The sequence below is a fragment of the Sphaerisporangium album genome (assembly GCF_003323745.1).
In the GTDB taxonomy this organism is placed as follows: Bacteria; Actinomycetota; Actinomycetes; order Streptosporangiales; family Streptosporangiaceae; genus Sphaerisporangium; species Sphaerisporangium album.
Window position 1 is genome coordinate 195,647 of record NZ_QOIL01000003.1, and the last position, 21,744, is coordinate 217,390.

16 protein-coding genes are annotated in these 21,744 nt (G+C 69.8%); 7 read left to right on the forward strand and 9 right to left on the reverse strand.

Features of this window, described 5'->3' with window-relative positions; all coding sequences use genetic code 11:
* Positions 1-2 precede the first annotated feature (2 nt).
* From DQ384_RS06130 to DQ384_RS06140, 3 genes are all read right to left on the reverse strand, one after another.
* Positions 3-1,631 (reverse strand): DUF262 domain-containing protein, encoded by a 1,629-nt coding sequence (locus tag DQ384_RS06130; RefSeq protein WP_181871056.1) that lies wholly within the window; start codon positions 1,629-1,631, stop codon positions 3-5.
* Positions 1,632-2,015: 384 nt separating this feature from the next.
* Positions 2,016-3,005 (reverse strand): C40 family peptidase, encoded by a 990-nt coding sequence (locus tag DQ384_RS06135; protein WP_245966272.1) that lies wholly within the window; start codon positions 3,003-3,005, stop codon positions 2,016-2,018.
* A gap of 113 nt (positions 3,006-3,118) precedes the next feature.
* Complete coding sequence (locus tag DQ384_RS06140; RefSeq protein WP_114027715.1) at positions 3,119-4,759, reverse strand: ABC-F family ATP-binding cassette domain-containing protein; 1,641 nt, start codon at positions 4,757-4,759, stop codon at positions 3,119-3,121.
* A gap of 260 nt (positions 4,760-5,019) precedes the next feature.
* Here DQ384_RS06140 and DQ384_RS06145 point away from each other — a divergent pair, with 260 nt between their 5' ends.
* The 3 genes from DQ384_RS06145 to DQ384_RS06155 all read left to right on the forward strand — a co-directional run bounded on the left by DQ384_RS06145 (position 5,020) and on the right by DQ384_RS06155 (position 7,102).
* A complete protein-coding gene (locus DQ384_RS06145; RefSeq protein WP_220182820.1) occupies positions 5,020-5,871 on the forward strand; it encodes a metallophosphoesterase family protein in 852 nt (283 codons plus the stop codon).
* Positions 5,868-6,539, forward strand: a complete 672-nt coding sequence (locus DQ384_RS06150) for a 4'-phosphopantetheinyl transferase family protein (protein ID WP_114027716.1) — start codon at positions 5,868-5,870, stop codon at positions 6,537-6,539. The genes DQ384_RS06145 and DQ384_RS06150 overlap by 4 nt, the downstream gene beginning before the upstream one ends.
* A 221-nt stretch (positions 6,540-6,760) precedes the next feature.
* A complete protein-coding gene (locus DQ384_RS06155; RefSeq protein ID WP_114027717.1) occupies positions 6,761-7,102 on the forward strand; it encodes an antibiotic biosynthesis monooxygenase in 342 nt (113 codons plus the stop codon).
* A gap of 38 nt (positions 7,103-7,140) precedes the next feature.
* Here the strand turns inward: DQ384_RS06155 and DQ384_RS06160 are convergent, their stop codons facing one another.
* From DQ384_RS06160 to DQ384_RS06175, 4 genes are all read right to left on the reverse strand, one after another.
* Positions 7,141-8,178 (reverse strand): alpha/beta hydrolase-fold protein, encoded by a 1,038-nt coding sequence (locus DQ384_RS06160; protein WP_114028014.1) that lies wholly within the window; start codon positions 8,176-8,178, stop codon positions 7,141-7,143.
* Positions 8,179-8,717: 539 nt separating this feature from the next.
* Positions 8,718-9,761 (reverse strand): TRM11 family SAM-dependent methyltransferase, encoded by a 1,044-nt coding sequence (locus tag DQ384_RS06165; RefSeq protein ID WP_114027718.1) that lies wholly within the window; start codon positions 9,759-9,761, stop codon positions 8,718-8,720.
* 65 nt (positions 9,762-9,826) lie between these two features.
* Positions 9,827-10,426, reverse strand: coding sequence for a DUF305 domain-containing protein (locus DQ384_RS06170; RefSeq protein WP_114027719.1), 600 nt, complete (start codon positions 10,424-10,426; stop codon positions 9,827-9,829).
* A gap of 207 nt (positions 10,427-10,633) precedes the next feature.
* Positions 10,634-11,377, reverse strand: coding sequence for a lytic polysaccharide monooxygenase (locus DQ384_RS06175; RefSeq protein ID WP_114027720.1), 744 nt, complete (start codon positions 11,375-11,377; stop codon positions 10,634-10,636).
* Between the two features lie 759 nt (positions 11,378-12,136).
* On the opposite strand from DQ384_RS06175, the gene DQ384_RS06180 reads away from it, so the two are divergent.
* The 4 genes from DQ384_RS06180 (at position 12,137) to DQ384_RS06190 (ending at position 19,453) form a co-directional block, all read left to right on the forward strand.
* Positions 12,137-15,277, forward strand: a complete 3,141-nt coding sequence (locus DQ384_RS06180; RefSeq protein WP_220182801.1) for a glycosyl hydrolase family 95 catalytic domain-containing protein — start codon at positions 12,137-12,139, stop codon at positions 15,275-15,277.
* Between the two features lie 127 nt (positions 15,278-15,404).
* Positions 15,405-16,601, forward strand: a complete 1,197-nt coding sequence (locus DQ384_RS41040) for a hypothetical protein (RefSeq protein ID WP_181871057.1) — start codon at positions 15,405-15,407, stop codon at positions 16,599-16,601.
* Positions 16,598-17,821: a M16 family metallopeptidase gene (locus DQ384_RS41045; RefSeq protein WP_181871058.1), complete on the forward strand. Its 1,224-nt coding sequence runs from the start codon at positions 16,598-16,600 to the stop codon at positions 17,819-17,821. The genes DQ384_RS41040 and DQ384_RS41045 overlap by 4 nt, the downstream gene beginning before the upstream one ends.
* 765 nt (positions 17,822-18,586) lie before the next feature.
* Complete coding sequence (locus tag DQ384_RS06190; protein WP_114027721.1) at positions 18,587-19,453, forward strand: nucleoside-diphosphate kinase; 867 nt, start codon at positions 18,587-18,589, stop codon at positions 19,451-19,453.
* A gap of 66 nt (positions 19,454-19,519) precedes the next feature.
* Here the strand turns inward: DQ384_RS06190 and DQ384_RS06195 are convergent, their stop codons facing one another.
* On the reverse strand, positions 19,520-20,689 hold the full coding sequence (locus DQ384_RS06195) for a peptidogalycan biosysnthesis protein (protein WP_114027722.1): 1,170 nt from the start codon (positions 20,687-20,689) through the stop codon (positions 19,520-19,522).
* Entirely contained in the window at positions 20,689-21,612 is a 924-nt protein-coding gene (locus tag DQ384_RS06200) for a GNAT family N-acetyltransferase (protein WP_147268669.1), read from the reverse strand. The genes DQ384_RS06195 and DQ384_RS06200 overlap by 1 nt, the downstream gene beginning before the upstream one ends.
* Positions 21,613-21,744: the final 132 nt, after the last annotated feature.

Below are 21,744 nucleotides of genomic sequence, written 5' to 3' on the forward strand. Positions count from 1 at the left end.
CGTCAGTCGGCGGTGTCTTCATCGCGGGGTTCTTGATCGAAGGGAACGAGTGCGTCGGGGTCGTCGGGACGAGGCGGGGTGACGCGGTCCTGGTGCGGGAGGTTTCCGGCGGCCAGGTCGCTCATCCAGTTGACGATAGTCTGGGAGCGGTCTTCAAGAAACTGCTCATAATTCTGGGCGAGGGCGTGCTGCAGAGCCGACGGTTGAATGAGGCTCGTCTCAAGGCGTGTGATCAGTTCGCGTTCACCGCGCATGTCAATCTCGTCTTGGAGGTAGAGGCCGGGAGCCTGATCTGACACCGCCTTGTTGCTAAGAGAGGTCAGCATGATGATGTTGGCAAGGACGTTGGCCTGGTCATCGCGATAGCCCTGAGTCTTGAGCCAAGCCCGGGAAAAGAAGTGATGGAACTCCATCTCGTTGGACTGGGCCAAGGCTTTACCCACATCAATGCGTACTCCGCTGCGGAAGTCGACGGGTTCCGCAGCGGCGAGCATGAGTGCGAACGCCTTCGTCGCAGCGCTACCCCGGTGGTATGCGGTGCGACGCCAGAATTGCGCCCCCGGCAGTGAGGCCGCGACGTCGATGCCGGACGTCCGTCCGTGTGCGAATGCACTGATGGCCTTCATATCGGCAACCATTTGATCGCTCCGCCAGCCCTTGAAGTAAGAGCTCAACACCGTCCGCCAGAACCACGCGCGGATCGCCTTGAACTGGAGGTCGGTGGGCTTGGGGACCTGCCGGAAGATCTCGGTGAGTACGGCGAATTGGTTCATGTAGGGCAGGGCATCCGCGGTCGGGGTCCGAATCTGCGTGGTCAGGAAATCGACCGCATGCCGAGTCGCTGCTGCAACGGCCTCGACGGCCTCGTCGAGCTGCTCAGGGGTTCGGTTCCGTAGCTGCTCAATGTTCTCCGTCGAAAATCCGAACCCGCACGCGGCGGAGATGGCTCGCAGCAACACCTTGCGATCGACCTGGCCGTAATGCTTGCGCGCCAGCACCATACGGATCCGGTCGATCGCCTCGACAAGGTCGAACTGTTCACTCCAGGTTGCCGCCCGCATGAACTCGACAATCGTGAGCGGAGTCCCCGTCGTGTTGGTTCGCTCGAAGATCTTGCCAATCTCGGCAATGGGCATGTCATCCAGCGTCACCACGGCCACTGTGTAGTCGGTGAACCGATCGAACAGCAGCTTGCGCGCGTCGAGATGTTCGGAGGCGGCCGGGCGGTTGAAGTAGTCCGATGGCGAGCCCACCAGTCGCACCGGGATCTGATGGAGTGGCGGCTCGTCCAGGTCCTCTCGATGCAGGAACCGCTCTTCTTGAAGGTCGTAGACGATATTCCAGAAGCTGAGCGGGTCCGGGTCATATTCAGGATCCCAGTAGAGAGCACCGCAGATTGTCGACAGGCGCTGCTGACCATCCAGCAGGTAGTCGACTTTGTCGTCAGCGCGATCGATTTCTACCTCCAAGCCGGCGATGGTTCGCGAACTGTCGAGCTCGAGAGTGCTGCTCCAGAGCAGGACACTGCCGATGGGATAGTTACGGGCCACAGAGTCCAACAGGTCGAGAACCTGCCTGCGGGTCCAGACGAAGTCACGTTGGAACGTCGGGAGACGGACTTCCCCTTCCATGACGCGTTCCGCGAGCTTGACGAGTCGTGGGGTCGTTGGCTGCGTGTCGTGCCGCGGGATCCTGATTCGGGGGGACCGACCTAAGTGCAACGACGCCTCACCTTCACTCAGCGCGGATACCGCATCCAGCATGACAGTCAGGCCGGGACCACACGCACATTTAGCCCGAAGTGGACCTATGGTGTCGCAGTGCCGTTATGGGACGCTCGAGAGTGCGAATCAGGTTGCAGACAATCGAGAGCTGCCCTCGCCAGTACAGGTCCTACAGCTATCTGTGCACCGTCTCAGCGGCTCGGGCGGATCACTCGGCAGTGATCGGACCAAGGCGGGTCAGGCTCATTGGTCTGGACGGAGGCGAGCGCCGCCGGCCCGCTGGAAGGTGGGTCAGGGGCGGACGGCGCCTACCAGGCGGGAGCGCCAGTAGGAGTCGAGGGTTACTACCTTGACGACGTCGCCGGTGTGGGGGGCGTGGACCATTTTGTTGTCGCCCGCGTAGATGCCCATGTGGCCGAGGCCGTTGCTGAAGACCAGGTCGCCGGGTTCGAGGGCGTTCAGGGAGACGCGGCGGGCGGAGCCCCAGGCCCACTGCTGGTAGGTCGTGCGCGGGAGCTTGATGCCCGCCTTGGACCAGGCCGCCTGGGCGAAGCCGGAGCAGTCGAAGGCGTTCGGGCCGGTGGCGCCGTAGCGGTACGGCTTGCCCACCTGCGCGTACGCGAACTGGAGCACCGTCCTGGCGCTGCCCGAGGCCGGGCCGTCGTAGGTGATGCCCCGGCTGTTGGGGTTGCCGGGGTTGAACTGGTCGAGCCGCCGCAGCAGGCGCTCCTGCTCGCCGACGAGCCTCTCGACCCGCTTGCGCTCCTTACGCACCTCGGTGAAGAGCTTGGCGGCGTCGTCGAAGGCGGCCTTGGCCTTGCCGCGGCGGATGGCCAGGCCCCGGGTGGCGCGGTCGAAGGCGGACAGGGTGCGCGCCTGGCCCGCCGACACCTGGTCCGCCACGGCGAGGCCGGACAACGTCGCCGCCGGGTCGTCCTGCGCGATCAGGCCGGAGACGCTCATGAGGCCGCCGTACTGGTACATCGCGGACGCGGTCGAGACGACGTCCTCGCGGAGGCCGTCCACGGTGCTCCGCTCGCGGCCGTACTCCCGGTCGAGCCTGTCGTACTTCTTCCTGGCCGACGTGTACCGCTCGGAGACGGTGTTGAAGCGCTCGACCATCGCGTCGGCCTGGTCCTGGAGTTTGGCCAGCCTGGCCCTGGCCTGGGCGACGGTCGGGCGCGGCTCGGCCACCGCGCTCGCCTGCGTGGTAACGACCAGCGCCGCAACCAGCCCGGCGACCGCCGGAACGAGTTTCCTCCGGACGTCGCGCACGGGCACGCCTGCCCCTTCCTCCCGATCGGCCTGTGATGGCGCGGAAGGCCGGGGAGGCGGGGCCCCGGCGATCCGCACCAGGAGGTACGCGCGGGAGTGAGGCCCGGTTCAGGTGATTATCAGGCGGTTTCCTCCACGCGGCCGTCCAGGACGGCGAGGTGGCGGGTCGTGTCGACGGCCTTCAGCATGCGGCGGTCGTGCGTGACCAGCAGCAGGGTGCCGGGATAGGTCGCCAGCGCCGACTCCAGCTGCTCGATGGCGGGCAGGTCGAGGTGGTTGGTCGGCTCGTCCAGCACGAGCAGGTTGACGCCGCGCCCCTGGAGCAGGGCGAGCGCCGCGCGCGTCCGCTCGCCCGGGGACAGCGTGGCGGCGGGCCGCAGCACGTGGGCCGCCCTCAGCCCGAACTTGGCGAGCAGCGTGCGCACCTCGGCGGGGGGAAGGGCGGGGACGGCGGCGCCGAAGGCGTCCAGCAGCGGCTCGTCGCCGAGGAAGAGGGCGCGGGCCTGGTCGACCTCGCCGACGACGACGCCGGGCCCGAGCGCGGCGTGCCCCTCGTCCAGGGGGACGCGGCCGAGGATCGCGGCCAGCAGCGTGGACTTGCCCGACCCGTTGGGCCCGGTGATCGCCACCCGCTCGGCCCAGCCGATCTGCAGGTCGACGGGGCCGAGGACGAACGCGCCGCGCCGGACCACCGCGCCGCGCAGCGTGGAGACGACCGCGCCCGCCCGGGGGGCGACGGCGATCTCCATGCGCAGCTCCCACTCCTTGCGGGGCTCCTCCACGACCTCCATGCGCTCGATGAGCCGCTCGGTCTGGCGGGCCTTGGCGGCCTGTTTCTCGGTCGCCTCGCTGCGGAACTTGCGCCCGATCTTGTCGTTGTCCGGGGCCTTGCGGCGGGCGTTCTTGACGCCCTTCTCCATCCAGGCGCGCTGGGTCCTGGCCCGCGACTCGAGCGAGGCCCGCGTGTCGGCGTACTCCTCGTACTCCTCGCGGGCGTGGCGCCGGGCGACCTCGCGCTCGTCGAGGTACGCCTCGTAGCCGCCGCCGTAGACGTTGACCTGCTGCTGGGCCAGGTCCAGCTCGACGACCTTGGTGACGGTCCTGGCGAGGAACTCGCGGTCGTGGCTGACGACGACCGTGCCGGCCCGCAGGCCGGTGACGAACCGCTCCAGCCGGTCCAGGCCGTCCAGGTCGAGGTCGTTGGTCGGCTCGTCGAGCAGGAAGACGTCGTAGCGGCTGAGCAGCAGGGACGCGAGCCCGGCCCGCGCCGCCTGGCCACCCGACAGCGCGGTCATGGGCCGGGCGAGGTCGACGTCGAGGCCGAGGTCGGCGGCGACCTCCTCGGCGCGCTCGGCGAGGTCGGCGCCGCCGAGGTCGAGCCAGCGCTCCAGCCCGGCGGAGTACGCGTCGTCGGCGCCGGGGCGGCCCTCGACCAGGCCCTCGGTGGCGGCGTCCAGGTGGCGCTGCGCGGCGGCGACGCCCGTGCGGCGGGCCAGGAACTCGGCGATGGTCTCGCCCGGCCTGCGCTCGGGCTCCTGCGGGAGGTAGCCGATGGCCGCGGTCGGAGGGCTCGCCTGGACGGAGCCGCGCTCGGGGGCCGCGAGCCCGGCGAGGATGCGCAGCAGCGTGGACTTGCCCGCGCCGTTGACGCCGACCAGGCCGATGACGTCCTCGGGGGCGACGACGAGGTCCAGCCCGGAGAACAGCACGCGCTCCCCGTGCCCGGCGGAGAGGTCCTTGGCGACGATCGTGGCGCTCATGCCCAAACGGTATCCGCCCTGGCGGGTCCGGGCACGCACACCTGAGCGTCCGTCCGGGACGGCCGGGCACGTACGCCCTGAGCGTCCGTCCACGGCGGCCGGGGGCGTACGCCTTGAAGCGTCCGTCCAGAGCGGCCGGGCGGCGTACGCCTTGAAGCGTCCGTGCAGGGCGGCCGGGCGTGTACGCCCTGAGCGTCCGTCTGGCGCAGCCCCGGATACGACCCTGGGCGGGTGGCGCCGGTTACGATCTCTTTGTGACGATGAGCGGCATGGCCAACGGCAAGCTCATGGCGATCAGCGATCTGCACGTCGCCTATCCGGAGAACCGGGAGATCGTCGAGAAGCTGCGGCCGGAATCGGACTCCGACTGGCTGCTGGTGCCCGGCGACGTCGGCGAGTTCGTCGCCGACGTCGAGTGGGCGCTCGGCCTTCTCAAGGAGCGTTTCGCCACCGTCGTGTGGGCGCCGGGCAACCACGAGCTGTGGACGCCCAAGGACGACCCGGTCAAGCTGCGCGGCGAGGCGCGGTACCGCCACCTGGTGGAGATCTGCCGCGGCCTCGGGGTTCTCACCCCCGAGGACCCGTACGCGGTCTGGGAGGGGCCGGGCGGGCCGGTGACGATCGCCCCGCTGTTCGTGCTGTACGACTACACGTTCCGCCCGCCGAACACCACCAAGGAGGAGGCGATGGCGTGGGCGCACGAGACCGGGGTGGTCTGCACCGACGAGTTCCTGCTCCACCCCGACCCGTACCCGAGCAGGGACGCCTGGTGCCGGGCCCGGCTGCGCGAGACGAGGGCCCGGCTGGACGCGCGTGACCCCGCCATCCCCACCGTCCTCGTCAACCACTTCCCGCTCGTCCGGCAGCCGACCGACATCCTGCGCTACCCGCAGTTCGCGCAGTGGTGCGGCACGGTCGAGACCGCCGACTGGCACCTGAAGTACAACGCGGCCACGGTGGTGTACGGCCACCTGCACATCCCGCGCACGACCTGGTACGACGGCGTCCGGTTCCAGGAGGTCTCGCTCGGCTACCCGCGCGAGCGGCGCATGTACGGCCGCGACGACTCCCCGCCGCTGCGCGAGGTCTTCCCTTCCGAGGACGCCACGTGATCGAGCGCATCCTCCCCTCGTACGTGTCGTACGCGGAGCTGTTCCACGACCCCCCGGACGTGACGCTGTTCCCGGAGGAGGAGCTGGTCATCAGCCAGGCGGTCGACAAGCGCCGCAGGGAGTTCACGACGGCGCGGGCGTGCGTGCGGCAGGCCCTGGCCGGGCTCGGACTGCCCCCGGTGCCGGTGGTCCCCGGCGAGCGCGGGCAGCCCGGGTGGCCGAGCGGTGTCGTCGGCAGCATCACCCACTGCGCGGGCTACCGTGGCGCGGTCCTCGGCAGGGCCGGGGAGGTCACGACGATCGGCATCGACGCCGAGCCGAACGGCCCGCTGCCGGAGGGCGTCCTGGAGGTGATCTCCCTGCCGGAGGAGCGTGCGCACCTTCGCGATCTCTCCCGGCACGGGGGCACGGCCGGCTGGGAGCGGGCGCTGTTCTGCGCCAAGGAGTCGGTCTACAAGGCGTGGTTCCCCCTGACCGGGAAGTGGCTGGACTTCGAGGAGGCGTCGGTCGAGTTCGACCCGGAGCGCGGGACGTTCGCGGCGCGGCTGCTCGTCCCCGGTCCCGTGGTGGACGGGGTGGAGGTCAAAGGGTTCTCCGGGCGCGTGCTGGTCGAGGACGGGCTGATCATCACCGCGATCGTCGTCCCTGGGCCGGAGGCGCCGGAGTAGGCCCTGCCCTGCCGGAGTAGTACCTGCCCTGCCGGAGTACGACGTCCCCGCCCCTTCGGCGCCGCGCCCGTACGTATCGCCGCGACCCCGCCGATCCCCGAGTCCCGATCCCTTCAAGGCCGCGTAACTTCGGATCCATCCCAGTTCGCGCACGTCGGAGCCCGGGTAGGGATGGCTGATGGCGTTCCGCGTCACCGGGTCGCCAAGGGGAGGGATCAGCGATGATCAGCGTCGGTCTGCTGGTGCGCGTGCACGCCCGGCCGGGCAGGGAGCACGACGTCGAGGACTTCCTGCGGGACGGGCTGGCCCTGATCGAGGACGAGGAGCAGTGCACCGCCTGGGTGGCGCTGCGGATCAACTGCACGACCTTCGGGGTCTTCAACGCCTTCGGCGAGGAGTGCGGCCGGCGGGCCCACCTCGCGGGACGGCTGGCGGAGGCGTTGCTGGACCGGTCGGACGAGCTGTTCACCCGGCCGCCGACGATCGAACGGGTGGAGGTGCTCGCCGCCAAGCTGCCGGGCGAGCGGGAGCCGACCTCAGCGGTGGGGTCAGGGGACTTCTAGCTGTACGCGCGGCCCGAGCGACTCGCTCGTCTGCACGATCATCCGCTGACGCGCCGGGCCAGCCAGGCGAGCGAGAGCGGATAGCGGTAGTCGATGGCGCCGTGGCCGGCCTCGAACAGCTCGAAGTGGACGACGTCCGGGGAGACCCCGCTGTCGAGAAGTGCCTGGCGGAACGCCTCGGCGCCGAGATCCAGGTAGAACTCGTCCTTGGTCCCCGCGTCGATCCAGATCGCGCGCATGCTCCGCATGGCGTCGGCGTACTCCGGCACCGTGCGGACCATGCGGACCGGGTCCCAGTCCAGCCAGCGCCGCCAGAGCTCGGGACGGACCTCCCCGGTGCGCGGGTCGAAGGGCGGCTCCGGCGTCCCGTCGGGGCGGGCGGAAAACGCGGCCGAGCAGCCGAGGACCGTCAGCAGCACGCCGTCCGCCGGGTCGGTGAAGGCGGGGCGGGTCTGGAACTCCTTCCACCAGCGCTGGATGTCGCCGTCGAAGGCGCGAAGGTGGCGGGTCGCCTCCGCGAACCCCGGCAGGTAGCAGTGCTCGTACAGGCTGTCGCCCGCGTGGGTGGCGAGCGCGCCGAACAGGTCGGGGCGGAGCATGGGCGTGATCATCGCGCCGAACCCGCCGCTGGACTTGCCCATGATCGCGCGGTGCTCGCGGCCGGGCAGCGTGCGGTAGTGCGCGTCGACCCACGGGACGACCTCGTCGCACAGGTAGGTGTGGTAGCGGCCGGTGCCGGGCGAGTCGACGAACTGGCTGCCGCCGTAGGCCGTCCAGGCGTCCACGTAGACGACGATCGCCGGCGGCGCCTCGCCCCGGGCGAACACCTGGTCGGCGGTCTCGACGAACGGCTGCCGGAACGGGGTGCGGTTGCGCCACATGGCGAGGTGCCCGGTGTAGCCCTGGATCACGTAGACGGAGGGGTACGCGCGGGCGGGGTCGTCGTCGTACCCCGGCGGCACGTACACCCACAGCGGGCGCCGGTGCGGGTCGTTCAGGGGGTTGCCTCGCAGCGACTCGCTGTCGATCACATGCTCGTCGACACGTCCGTCGAGATCGGCCTGCCAGGGCAGCATGGTCATCCTCCTCGTGGTGGGCGCGGCCTTCCCATCCGTATCACGGATCCGGCGCCCGGGCCCCTCGTCGCCCGTCGCGCAAATGCCACTTAATCAGCATTGAGTGGCCGACACCAGACAAACGCCACCGCAACCGCATTAATGACCACGGCCGAACAGGACGAGAAATGGCTTCGGAATTCTCCCCCATGGCCGGTGAACCTATTTACCAGCGTTGGCCGAATTGACGCCTTGGCGCGCGGTCCGCCGGGTATATCCTCCTTGCAACCGCCAGAACGTCTCCCCATTCCGGCCGTGGGCGGGTTCTTCGCCTCGGGCTCCCCGCTCGGGCCCCCGGCGTATCGGCGAACTGCAGCGTGTACCCGATATCACCCCGCCGCCGCAGCCGCGTGCCGCCGATTCCGATCGGACTCCCATAAGAGTCTGACCGGAAAAGCATAATGAGCCGCACCCGGTTGCCGACCGGGCGCGGCACAACGCTTTCCGGACCCCGATGCCCATTCAGGACGGCGAAAAGAAGACCGCGGTTCGGGAGGGTTTCACGGCTTCCGTGCGACGATGACGTCCCGGATGATCGCCTGGTCGACGCGGTGCCGGAAACGGCGGTACGGCCCCTCGTCCAGGACCTCCAGGCCGTTCTTGGCGAAGACCTCGGCGACGTCGTCGCGGCCCGCGACGTAGGTGTTCCACGAGATGCCGACGGCCCCGCCCGGGCGCAGCAGGCCCGTCCACTCGGGGAGCGCCGCCGCGAGCAGGTCCAGCGGGCGGCGGCTCAGGTGCTGTTGCCTGTCGCGGCTGCCGTGCTGCACCCCGTACGGCGCGTCGGCGACGATCACGTCGAAGGACTCCCGGGGGAAGAACGCCCCGGCGGAGGTGGTGTCGGCGTTGACGACGGTCAGCCTGCGCTTCTCGCCGGACTTGTACTCCTCCTTCGACAGCCCGATCGAGACCTCCAGCCTGCGGGCGACCAGCTTGCGGTCGCGCCGGACCGGGACGATCTCGGCGGAGTGCTTCATGCGCTTGCGCTTGAGGTAGGTGCGGATGAACGCCGCGTACGCCTCGAAGTCCTTGCCGTCGATGTCCACCCCCGCCGCGTCGTAGCCGTACATCAGGGCCTGGTTGAGGGTGGTGCCCCGGCCGCACAGCGGGTCGAGGACGGCGAGCGGCCTGTCGACCATCTCGGCGGCGAAGCGCGTGGACAGGATCGTCGCGTTCAGCAGCATCTTGGTGAAGTGCTCGTTGGTCTTGCCCGCGTACTTCTGGATGGTGATCAGGTCGTCGTCGAAGCGGTCCAGCCTGCGCAGCGGGACGGGCGCGAGCGTGCCGTCCGCATTGAGCCCGAACAGCGCGTAGAGCGACGACAGGTTGGACAGGAACCCGATCTCACGCTCGGACAGCTCCGGCGCGGCGAACGTGATGTACGGGACGCCGCCGATCGTCTCGGGCACGATGTGCTCTAGCCGCCCGCCCAGGACCGCCCGGTCGAAGACCTCCAGCTCGGCCTCCATCAGCTCCACCGAGGCCTCGGCGTAGACCCGGTTGGCGGCCGGCATGATCAGGATCCCGTAGCGGCGTGTCGTCACCGGCCAAGTCTACGGACGGCGCCGCGCCGCCCGCGATTCACGGCGCGACCACCGGCGGGACGGGCTCAGGACGGGTTCAGTTCGCCGAGCATCTGCTTGATCTGCGCCGTGCGGGACAGGTCGATGCGGTGGGCGAGGTTGCGGACGTCGACGTTCCTGCCGTCGCCGTACTCGGCGCGGGCCATCTCGATGGCGTTGTGCTGGTGGCCGATCAGCATGTTGAGGAACGCGGTCTCGAACCGGGCGCCCTCCATCTTGCCGAGCTCGGCGATGTCGGACGGCCGGGTCTCGTGGTGCTCGTCGTGCTCGCTCCTGGTGCGGCGGTCCCAGGTGAGGGGCTGCTTCCACTCCAGCAGCCACGCGGTCATGGTGCGCATCTCGTAGGTCTGGGTGGCCGCGATGGCGTTGGCGAGGTCCTTGACGTCCTGGCGGACGGCCCGGGTCCGCGCGAGCCCGGCCATCTCGATGGCCTGGCGGTGGTGCGGGATCATCATCTGCAGGAATCGCACGTCGACGTCGTTCTTGGCGCCCGTCGCGGGAGGGTACGGCGGCAGGGAGGCAGGTGTGGGGTAGGCGGTCGCCTCGGGGGCCGCCGTGGCGGCGCCGCAGGCGGGGAGCGTCAGCAGGCTCAGAGCGGCGGCGAGGGCGAGTGCGGCGCGTTTCATCGTGACCTGCTTCCCTTGGTGGATCGGCGTGCGGGGACACGTGCGGGAGCGAGGCGCCCGCACCGGCCGGCCGTACCGGCCGGGGAGGGACGGCCTCACTCCCGCGTTACTCCTCGGGGCCCGCTCCGTCAACGCCGTGACGGTCACCCCACGTCGTCAGCGTCGTGAACGGTACGCCGACGGGGGCCGGGCCGTGCGGGGACCGGGTCAGGCGACCGCCCACAGCGCGGGGACGTTCGGCGGCTCCCAGCCCTGGAGGGCGGTGTGCTGCTGGATGCAGCGGTAGCGCACGCCGTTGTACGTCACCTGGTCGCCGACCTTGTACGCCGTGCCCGCCGCCCACGTGCCGCTCGGGGCGGTGACGGTGGGAGTCGGGGTGGGGGTGGGGGTGCGCGTCGGGGTCGGCGTGGGGGTCGGGGTGGGCGTCGGGTTGCCGCCACCACCGCCGATCTGCAGGTCGACGCAGGAGTAGAACGCGTTCACCGTGTCGGCGATGTTCCAGATGGCCAGCACCTTCTGCCGGCCGCTGAAGCCGGACAGGTTCACGTTGTGCGAGACCGTCGCGCCGGGCTGCCTGCCCCCGTCGTTGAACACGGCCACGCGGGTGCCACCGATGTAGTACTCCCACGTGCTGGTGGCGTGCCGGGCGGTGAGCGTCCAGTTGAAGGTCACCGAGGTGCCGACGGACGCGGCGGGCCAGGGCTTGCTCTCGTCGGCGAGCTGGGCGAACCGGGCCACGCCGCCGTTGCAGCTCCGCTGGCCCTTGGGGGCCTCGACGCTCTGCGGCTCGTAGATGATGTCGCCGCAGTTGGGCACCTTGCCCTGGGCGCAGTTCGCCTGGCGGCTCGGCGGGGAGGAGATGTAGCCGTGGGCGAGCGCCGGCGAGGCGGCGAACACCGTGGCGCCGGCGGTGAGCAAGGCCGTCGCAACAAACATGATCGTTCTTCGCATACCACGCTCCTTTGCTGGGGGGATGCCTGGAATATAAAGGAAAGTTTCCTAAGAGTAAATAGAGGGAAGCCGCAGTGAGGCTCACCGTCAAGACCACATCCCGGTACCGCTCACCCGCCGCCACCACCGCCCCTTGAGCCCCTCACCGGGCGGGAAAGGCGGGCGGTGAAGGCGGGCAGCTAGGAACGATCCAATCGATTACTCACAACCCGCCCATAAAGTCGGAAAGATGGGCAATCCACTACTCACAGTGATTTCCACTCATTCGACTCCAGGTACCCCCACACCGCGCCACCCGCCCCCGGACGACCCCTCGCCGGCGCCCCCTCGGGCACCACCGCGTTCAGTGGCGACCACCCTTGGACCGTTCGCATATACATCGGATGTGTCCCCGGTCGCGCCCCCTTTCTCTTGGGCGGCGAATTCGGGCTGGTCGCGGCACCCTTCTGCGGTTTCTGAGTGTTTCTGCGCCATCTCGTGGGAAACTGTTGATTCCCGGCACCATCTCCGCACCTATTGACGTGCGAAAACATCCCATGTTAACTGCGCCTGACAGCCTGAACACGGCGTTGTGCGCGGCGCTCCCGTCACCGTGCCACGCCGTCTCGGGCTACCGCCATGCCCCCCATTCCCCCGATGTTCCTCGCTTCCCGGCGTCACGCTCAGTCGCCGCCGGGGCAAGACCGACATCCGCCACGCGTTCCAGGGTCGCGTCGCGGCGAGAGGTCGCCGTCAGGAAGATCAGAAAGAGAGGAAGACATGCCGAAGAGGCTGTTGTACCGCCTCGCGTCATCGTCGCTGGCACTCGTCCTGCTCGTCGTCGGCCTGGCGACGCCGAGCCACGCCTCGCCCACGGACGCGGCCTTCGACCAGGCCGCCGGCGCGCTCAGCGTGGACTACGCGAGCTACCTGTCCAAGCACGACATCGTGTACAACCGGGCCAACACCAACCCGTTGTACGGCCTGACGGTCGGCAACGGCCGCACCGGCGCCATGGTGTGGAACCAGAACGGCCTGACGATGCAGGTGTCCGGCGTCGACCTGTCCCAGCAGTCGACCTACGCGGCCGGGCTGGTGAACCTGTACTCCAACCCCGGCATGGACACCGGGTACACGAACTACCAGCAGCGGCTCTCGCTGTACGACGGCACGCTGACCACCAAGTGGGACTCCAACCGCACCGTCACCATCCTCGGCTCGCCGAACTCCGAGGTGATGGGCATCCACGTCGACGACACGCGCGGCGGGGTCTCCAGCGTGGCGCTGGACCTGAGCATGTGGGACCCGGCCACCGTCCAGAACATCGCCGACGTGCCCGACCTGAACACCTGGCGGACGATCAACACCTTCGCCGACGCGCAGGTCGCCGGGTTCAGCCGCGGCCAGACCGACGCCAACGGCTTCGGCTACACCTTCGCCGCCACCGTCGAGGGGGCGAGCTACACCACCCAGGTCGTGGACGGCAGGAAGGTGCGGCTGAACATCACGCCGACCTCCAGCTACACGATCTGGCTCACCGCCTCCAGCCGGATCAACGCGCCGAACCGCGACTCGGTCGCCCAGGCCCGTAGCCAGCTGTCGTCGGTCAAGACCACCGGCTACTCCACGACGTTCACCAACTACAAGAACTGGTGGCACAACTTCTGGAGCAAGTCGTTCGTCCAGTACTCCAACGGCAACCGCGACGCCGACTACATGGAGAACGTCTACTACCTCTCCACGTACATGATCGCGGCGGCCGGGTACGGCAACTACCCCGCGCACTTCATCAACGGCGTCTTCCGGGCCACGCAGGACAACTCCAAGTGGAGCAACGCCTACTGGTACTGGAACCAGCGCGACGTCTACCTGTCGTTCCTGGCCTCGAACCATCCCGAGCTGATCGACCGCCACAACAACCTCTACAGCCGTAACTACAACGCGCTGAAGTCGTACACGCAGACGCGGTACGGCGTGGACGGCCTGTGGGTGCCCGAGACGATGGGCTGGGACGGCAACGCCCGCGGCACGGTCGGCAGCGACTACACCAAGAACATCCTGTCGACGGGCTACGAGGCCGCCTACAGCATGTACATGCGCTACAGGTACACCAACGACACGAACTACCTGCAGAACGTGGCGTACCCGTTCATGCGCGAGACCGCGAAGTTCTACTCGGCGATGCTGTCGTACGACGCGGCGAGCAACACCTACTACATGGCCAACTCGAACTCGCACGAGACGTACTGGAACGTCCGCAACGCGATCACCGACCTGGCCGCGGTGCGCAGCATCTTCCCGCTGACGATCCAGGTCAGCCAGCAGCTCGGCCTGGACAGCGGCCTGCGGGCCGGCTGGCAGAACGTCCTGGACCGCCTGACGCCGTACGTGGTGCAGAACGGCGCCTACCAGCCGCACCAGCCGCCGATCTCGCAGACCAGGAACAACGAGAACGTGTCGGCCGAGCTGATCTGGCCGTACGACATCACCGGCATCGGCTACCCGGACTACCAGACCGCGGTCAACACCTGGAACGCGCGGCCGTTCCCCTACGGCAACGTGTGGTCCAACGACGCGGTGCAGGCGGCGCGCCTGGGCCTCGGAGACCAGGCGTACAACGGCATGAAGACCATGCTGCAGAAGTACCAGAACTACGCCAACGGCATGACCAGCAACACCAACGGCGTGTTCGAGTACCTCGGCGTGCATCTGACGGCGATGAACGAAGCGCTGATGCAGAGCTACAACGGCAAGATCCGGGTGTTCCCGGCCGCGCCGGGCGACTCCTCCTTCGTCGGCAAGTTCACGCTGCTCGCCAAGGACGGCTTCCTGGTCAGCTCCGAGCGTGAGGCCGGCGAGGTCAAGTACGTCGGGCTCAGGAGCCTGTACGGCAAGCAGGCCGTGGTCGTGAACCCGTGGGGCACCCAGCAGGTCCGAGTGCGGCGCGCGTCCGACAACGCGATCATCACCACCAGCTCGGCCGCCGAGATCTCCTTCGCCACGGCGGCGAACACGGTGTACGTCGTGGAGCGGACCGCCAAGCTCCTCAGCTCCTACAGCACGACCCGGCTCACCGGCACGGCCAACCAGGGCGTCAAGACCCTGAGCGGGACGGCGTCCGCGCTGGGCATGGGCGCGCAGCCGGGCAACCCGGGCGGCCTGGTCAACGACACCGAGCTGACCTACGACGCCAACTGGTACCACACCACCGCTCGCGGGTACGGCGACTACAACGACGACACCCACCACAGCAACACGGTGAACGCCGCCGCGTCGTACACCTTCACCGGCACCGGCGTGGAGTACCTGTCCGAGCGGTTCAGCGACATGGGCAACGTCGACGTCTACATCGACAACGTCTTCCAGCAGAACGTCAACCTGAACGTCTCGGGCGCGCGCCAGGCCCAGCAGGTCGTCTACAGCAAGACCGGCCTGTCCAACGGCCAGCACACCATCAGGATCGTCAACAAGACGACCTCGGTGGGCATGGTCGACGCCCTGCGCATCCTCACCGGCGGCACGCCGCCGCCCGCCGGGACCATCAGCCTGCGCTCCCGGGCGAACAACATGTTCGTCACCGCCCCCACCGGCGCGCCGCTCATCGCCAACAAGGCGACGGCGGGGACGGCCGAGCAGTTCGACCGGGTGGACCTCGGCGGCGGCAACATCGCCCTGCGGGCGCGGAGCAACAACCAGTTCGTGGCCGCGGAGAACGCCGGGGCCCAGCCCCTCATCGCCAACCGGGCGAGCGCGGGGGCGTGGGAGACCTTCCAGCTCATCAACAACCCCGACGGGACGGTCAGCCTGAGGGCGCAGGTCAACGGCAAGCTGGTGTGCGCGGACGGCGCCGGCGCGCAGCCGCTCATCGCCAACCGCGACGCCGTCGGGCCCTGGGAGTCGTTCGACCTGATCACCGGCTAGTCACCCGTTCAGTCCGTCCTCCGGTGTGGACGCGAGCCCAGGGCGCGTCTTGTCGGGAAGGGTGGGATCTGTAAGAGTCGTTCAAAGATCCTTGACCCTGTCGACGCACACCGGAGGACGGAACCAGGTGATCGGGCTGACGTCGGGCGAGTTGGAGGAGATCCTGGCCACGGTGACGGGCCAGGACATGGAGACCCCGGGCGAGGTGCTGTACGTCGCCCGCACGGACCAGCCGTCCTTCGTCGCCACCCTGCTGAGCGCCTGGGAGCGGGACGGGCGCGAGCTCGGCCCGGGCCTGGCCCACGACCTCGCCCGGTACCGCGGGCGGGTCGCCTTCTACCGGGACCTGCACACGCGGATCGCCGCGACCTTCGGCAACCCGGTCACGTTCAAGGGCCTGGAGGTCGCCGCCCGCTACCCCGAGCCCCTCGTGCGCACGATGAACGACCTGGACTACTGGGTCCCCGACCAGGACCGGCTCTGGACCATCGTCTCCTGGCTGGTCGAGGACGGCTGGGGCGTCCACAGCGCCACGTTCCTGAAGTTCGAGGGCCGGCTGGAGTTCATGGTCAGCATGCGCCGCCTGCCCGACGACCCGTACGGGCTGCCGTACACCGTCGAGCTGAGCACCCTCGCCATGCTGGGCGACCGGGTCGGCATCCCCGCCCGCCGCACGCTGCCTCCCCCGTGCGAGGAGCCGGCGGCCAAGAACCTCGTCGCGCTGCTGCTGGAGCGGTTCGAGCAACCGTTCCGCGCCCGCGACCTGGTCGACGCCGCGCTGCAACTGGGCGACGCGCCCAAGAAGGTGCTGAACGCGTGCGCGCTTGCCGTCCACGAGGTGGGGCTGTGGCCCGAGTACGCCGAGCTGGCGTCGCTGCTGGAGGCCGCCTCGCTGGACGTGCCGCGGCTTCCCGGCGATCTGCGCACGCTCACCCGGATGGGCCGGCTGCGGCGCCGCGCGACGGCGGTGCGCGGCCTGCGGCGCCCGATCGACCTGGCGCTGCTGGAGCTGCAGAACCGCATGATGGCCGGCCGCTCCGGGACGCTCGGGCGGCACGCCTGGCGGCTCACCGAGCGCAAGATGGACAGCAAGAGCGCGCTGGACGCGGGCCTGGTGCTGTTCGCCCTGCCCGTCGCGGGCGACCACTACGCCGAGACCGCCACGTTGCGCGAGCGCGGCGGCACGCTGTGGGCCGACACCCCGGCCGGCGGGTTCGTGCTCGTCCACGGCGACGAGATCGACGAGTCGGCGCTGGAGGGCGCGGAGGCCACGGGCGGGCTGGCCGCCAAGGACGAGGACACCCGGGAAGGGGACGACACGTGAGGGCTCCGGTGCGCGTGGCGCTCGGCAACGGCATCCCCGTCTGGGTCCTGAACCGGCCGGGCGCGACCGCGACCACGGTGTCGCTCTGGCTGCTCACCGGCTCGCGCTACGAGCCGGAGGCCGTGGCGGGCGGCACCCATCTGCTGGAGCACATCCTCATGCAGGCGCCCCTGCCCGGCGGCGGGCGCCCGATCGACCTGCTGGAGGGGCTCGGCGGCGAGGGCAACGCCATCACCAGCCGCGACCACCTCGTGCTGTACGCCCGGGTGCCCTCGCCCGAGGCGCCGGCCGCGCTGGAGATCCTCGCCCGCGCCATGGCCGAGCCGGACCTCGGGGAGGAGATCCTGGAGTCCGAGCGCAAGGTCGTGCAGGAGGAGCTGCGGCTGGCCGCCGGCGACCCGTTCGACATCGTGCACGACGTGTTCTACGACGTCGCGTTCGCGGGTCACCCGCTCGCCCGGCCGGTCGGCGGGACCGCCGAGAGCGTCGGCCGGGTGAACCTGGACGACCTGCGCGCCTTCCACTCCCGGTGGGTGCGCGCCTCGTCCGCCGCCGTGATCGTCTGCGGCGACCTCACCCCCGAGGCCGTGCTGAAGGTCCTGGAGTCCGGGCCGCTGACCGCGCTGCCGCCCGGCGGCGGCGAGCCCGACCACGGCCTGCCGAGCGTCAGCGGCGGGCGGCGCAACCACCCGCTGAACAACGACTCGGCCGGGGTCGTGCTCGGCGGCCCGGCCGTGCCGTACGGCCACCGCCTGCTGCCGGCCTGGCAGGTGCTCATGGACCTGATCGGCGGGGCCAGCTCGGCGCTGCTGTTCGAGGAGATCAGGAACCGGCGGGGGCTGGCGTACGACATGTGGGCGTTCACCAACGCCTACCGCGACACCGGCGTGTGGCGGGCCTTCATCGCCACCGCGCCCGAGCACGTCGGCGAGGTCGTGGAGACGGCCACCGCGCTGCTGACCGAGCGGGCCGAGCGGGGCTGGACGGCGGCCGAGGTCGAGCTGGCCACGCGGCGCACGGCGGGGCTGCTCCAGCTGGAGACCGAGCAGTCCTTCGAGGAGGCGCTGCTGTACGGCCGATATGGGCTCATTCCTGGGCACGACAACTGGACTCTGGCGGGTCAGATCGAGTCGATCCGGGCTGTCACCGCGGAGGACGTGCTGCTCAGCCTGAGGACGGCGCTGGACCCGATGGTGATCACGGTCGCCGGTATTGACTAACCAGTGACACACCCGAAAACTCGGTAAATAGCGATTGTTCGCTGGGAGTGCACCCGGTGTTCGCACTCCTCGGTAGCCGATCGATCGAACGAAGGAGAGCACATGGACCGTCACGCCAAGGCGATGCGCCGCCCCAAGGTGTCCAAGCCCGCCAAGGGCTGAACGTGGATCGCAAGGACAAGGCCGTACGCCGGCCCAGGATCCGCACGACGAGGAGGAGCTGAGCGTGGACCGCAAGTACCAAGCCCTACGCCGGCCCAAGATCCGCAACCCGAAGAAGGGATGACCATGGACCGCAGAGCTATGGCGGCGCGCCGCCCCAAGGTCTCAAAGCCGAAGAAGGGCTGACCATGGACCGCAGAAGGTCGGCGTCACGTCGTCCGAGAATCTCCAGGTCGAAGTAGGGACGAGCCATGGACCGCAGGAAGCTCCAGGCACGTCGTCCCAAGATCCGCAACCCGAAGAAGGGCTGACCATGGACCGCATGCACCACGCGACGCGCCGCCCCAGGATCGCCACGCCGAAGAAGAAGGGGTGACCATGGACCGAGCCATGGTGACGCTGCGCCGTCCGCGCGTGCGTCCGAAGAAAGGCTGATCATGGACCGCCGTAAGAAGACCTTACGCCGTCCGCGCGTCATCGCGACGAAGGACTGAGACATGGACCGCAACCGCAGGGCCGCCCGCCGGCCGCGCGTGACCCGTTCCCGCTAGTCCCGACAGAACCCCCGAACAAACCGGTCGGTAACCTTCCAAGGAGTGATGGGTGACAGCGATCGATTGGCAGCGGACCGTTCTCGTTCTCCTACCACCCGACGCGCTGGAACGTCACCTGTGCTCCTCAGTCCTGGACCTGCTGGAACGTCACGCGTTCACTCCGGTGCGCTATGACGTTCTCTGGCACCGGCCGCCCAACCAGGACTCCTGGCAGGAACGCAACATCTCTTCCGTATGGGAGGCCTACTTCTACCGGCAGGTCGACCTGGTGTTCGACCTCGGACCCACCCTCGCTCTGCTGGTAGAGGACGGGCAGGCGGACGTCTCGCCCGAACCGCCCCACAAACGGCTTCGCGCGCTCAAGGGCGCGAGCCACCCGGCGGAAGCCGCCCCCGGCACGATCCGCCGCGACTTCCGCGCGATCAACGTGATGCTGGACATCATCCACACCTCCGACAGCCCCGAGGACTCCGAGCTGGAGGCGTCGGTCTTCTTCGGCCCCGGCCTCGGACGGCCGCTCGACGGCGGCCAGACCGAGCTGCGCGAGCTCGTCGCCCTGCTGGAGGCGGGCATCCCGCGGGAGACCCGGGAGTACGACGACGTGCGCGCCGGGCTGCGCTCCAAGATCACCGCCGCCGTCTGGAACGACCTGACCGCCGAGGCCCGCAAGCTCGCCCCCGGGCTGGCCACCGACCCGCGTCCCGGCGCGGGCGCCGAGCTGGCCGCGCTGCTCCCCGGCGGCGCGTCGCACCCACTGGCCGAGCTGGTCTCCTGCGAGTTCCTGCCCGACCACCCGCAGGTGGACCTCAAGCGCGGGGCGGCGCAACTGGCGGTCTACGGGCTCACGCTGGACCGCTGGGAACACGCGGTCCTGCGGACGTCCATGACCTTCCCACCCCTACGCCGAGACTCCTGACCCGAGCTGCCGTGCCGAAGGCGCGGCAATAAGCACTGGTCGGGGCGCGGCGGAAGAACACCGACTCTAAGGCGCCCCGAACCGCCGTGCCGGAGGCGCGGCAATAAGCACAGTAGTGCTCGCGCTGTCGGCCACCACGTCGGCCAGTGCGGGGTCCGTCGCGCGTATCCAGCCCGGCGTCGGGACCGCCTCGCAGCCGCGCGACAGCTTGGCGCGCCAGGCCGCGTGGCCGTACTGGAGCCGGCGCGCCCCGGCCTCGGAGGCGACGCGCACGGGCTCGTAGAACACGGTCGCGAAGTAGGCGTGGCGCGCCTCGTGGCGGCCGTAGTCCATGCCCGTGCTCACGCAGACCCAGACGCCGCCGTGCCGGACGAAGAGGCTGTGCCCGACCAGCTCGCCGTCGCCCGGATCGTCCGGCGCGGCCAGCTCGGCGCGGAACAGCAGCGGGGTCGGCACGCCGGCGAACCCCTCCAGGCGGGCGCGCACCTTGTCCCGGTCGGCCGGGCGGCCGCCGTTGTACTTGGCCGAGTGCGCGCACTTCGACGTCACCACGTCCTCGGGGACGGAGGTCATGGGGACCGCGCGCACCCGTACGCCGGCGTCCGCGAGCGCGCGCAGCTCGCGGCGGACCTCGCCACGCCGCTTGCGCGGCAGGGCCGCGAGGTAGCCGTCGAACCCGTCCCCGGGCACCGGCAGCTCGCACGAGTAGGACAGCTCGACACGGGAGAACCCCTGGCCGGCCAGCACGTCCTGGAGCGCCGCGGTGGACGGCGGCGTGTAGAGGCAGGCGACGGCGCGCAGGCCCCGCTCCCCCGCCCAGGCGACGATCGCCTCGACCAGCTCCGCCAGGGCGACGGGGTCGCCGGCCAGCGGGCCGAGCGGGTGGCACTCGTAGCCGGGCAGCATGAGCACGAGGCTGGGGTACCAGCTCTCGGGGGACGGGGGCCGCCACGTGGCGCGGGCCGCGCGCGTCTCCGGGCTCAGCGGCAGCTCGCCGGGGTCTCCCGACAGGATGTACGGCAGGTCGAAGATCTCGCCCTCGGGCACGCCGTGCAGGACGCTGCCGTACAGCGCGAGCCGCGCCTCACCGTCCTCGCGCAGTACGAAGGTGAACAGGTCGCCGGGGATACGGCCGCGCATGGCCTCCAGCCACTTCGCGGTCGCGAACAGCGGGGCGCCCGCCGTCAGCCGGTTCCACTCGTGGGGACGGCCGGGGACGGCCTGGAACTCGCGCATCAGACGTGCAGCAGGCAGGCGTCGAGGGGCAGCGGCGAGAGCCCGTGTTTGAGCTTGAAGGCGTGGTTGCTGCGCCCGCCCTCCAGGACGAGGCGGCCCTCCCGCAGCGCCTGCGCGACCGACTCGGTGTAGAGGATCGGGTAGGGGCTGTAGTTGGCCCGGGTGTCGTAGTCGACGCCGCAGGCCCACGCGTGGAAGCGGGTCTGGTCGCGTAAGCAGACCGCCACGCCGACGAGTTTGGCGTCCTCGCGCACCTCGACGAGGCAGGCGCGGTCGCCGAGCGCGCCGACGAAGTCGGCGAACAGGCCGGGCGGGTAGAACGCGCCGGTTCCGTGCCGGGCGGTGGTGGCGGCGCACAGCTCGGCGACCTCCATCAGGTCGCCCTCCCCGGTGTCCATGACGCGGATCGTCACGCCCGCCTCCAGCGCCCGGCGGCCGTTGCGGCGCAGGTTGGCCCTGCCCCTGGGCCGGGCCCCGGCGATGTAGTCGTCCGCGCTGGTCATGCCGCGCAGGTCGACGGTGAAGCGGTACTCGATGTGCTCGGCGGGGAAGCCCTCGGCGATGAGGGCGTCGCGCAGCGGCGAGGTGTGGGGGACGTTGATGAAGCCGTACCAGTCGGCGCCGAGCTCGGCGGCGAGCGCGCGCATCTCCCCGATGACGGCGCTGGTGACGGCGGCGGTGTGCGGCGCGCCGGGCAGCCAGGCGTCGTAGCAGTGCCAGACGTGGCTGAGCAGGCCGCGGTCGCCGGCGGAGACGGGGTAGCGGGGGCGCAGATGGCCGATGGGGTCGACCCCGCGCAGCAGTGAGACGGGCAGCACGGCGACGGCCCGCCCGTGCTCGCGGACGACGAAATAGAAGAACGCCTCGACGCCGGTCAGCGGAAAGCGCTCGTAGGCACGCAAATACCGCTGGTGATAAAACACCGGCGCGCCTGCCCTCGATACAACATCATCCCATTCACCCTCGTCAACAGCATCGACGGACTTATGTACTTCGACGGTCAATGACGCGCTCACGGCCCCCCCGACATGGATTCACGGTCCATCGACTACGAC

Excerpts from the sequence above, each read along its gene's own strand:
- DQ384_RS06130 (WP_181871056.1), bottom strand. The coding sequence starts at position 1,631 with ATGGAAGGGGAAGTCCGTCTCCCGACGTTCCAACGTGACTTCGTCTGG.
- DQ384_RS06170 (WP_114027719.1), bottom strand. The coding sequence starts at position 10,426 with ATGAAACGCGCCGCACTCGCCCTCGCCGCCGCTCTGAGCCTGCTGACG.
- DQ384_RS06140 (WP_114027715.1), bottom strand. The coding sequence starts at position 4,759 with ATGAGCGCCACGATCGTCGCCAAGGACCTCTCCGCCGGGCACGGGGAG.
- DQ384_RS06180 (WP_220182801.1), top strand. The coding sequence starts at position 12,137 with ATGCCGAAGAGGCTGTTGTACCGCCTCGCGTCATCGTCGCTGGCACTC.
- DQ384_RS06160 (WP_114028014.1), bottom strand. The coding sequence starts at position 8,178 with ATGCTGCCCTGGCAGGCCGATCTCGACGGACGTGTCGACGAGCATGTG.
- DQ384_RS06145 (WP_220182820.1), top strand. The coding sequence starts at position 5,020 with ATGAGCGGCATGGCCAACGGCAAGCTCATGGCGATCAGCGATCTGCAC.
- DQ384_RS06175 (WP_114027720.1), bottom strand. The coding sequence starts at position 11,377 with ATGCGAAGAACGATCATGTTTGTTGCGACGGCCTTGCTCACCGCCGGC.
- DQ384_RS06195 (WP_114027722.1), bottom strand. The coding sequence starts at position 20,689 with ATGCGCGAGTTCCAGGCCGTCCCCGGCCGTCCCCACGAGTGGAACCGG.
- DQ384_RS06155 (WP_114027717.1), top strand. The coding sequence starts at position 6,761 with ATGATCAGCGTCGGTCTGCTGGTGCGCGTGCACGCCCGGCCGGGCAGG.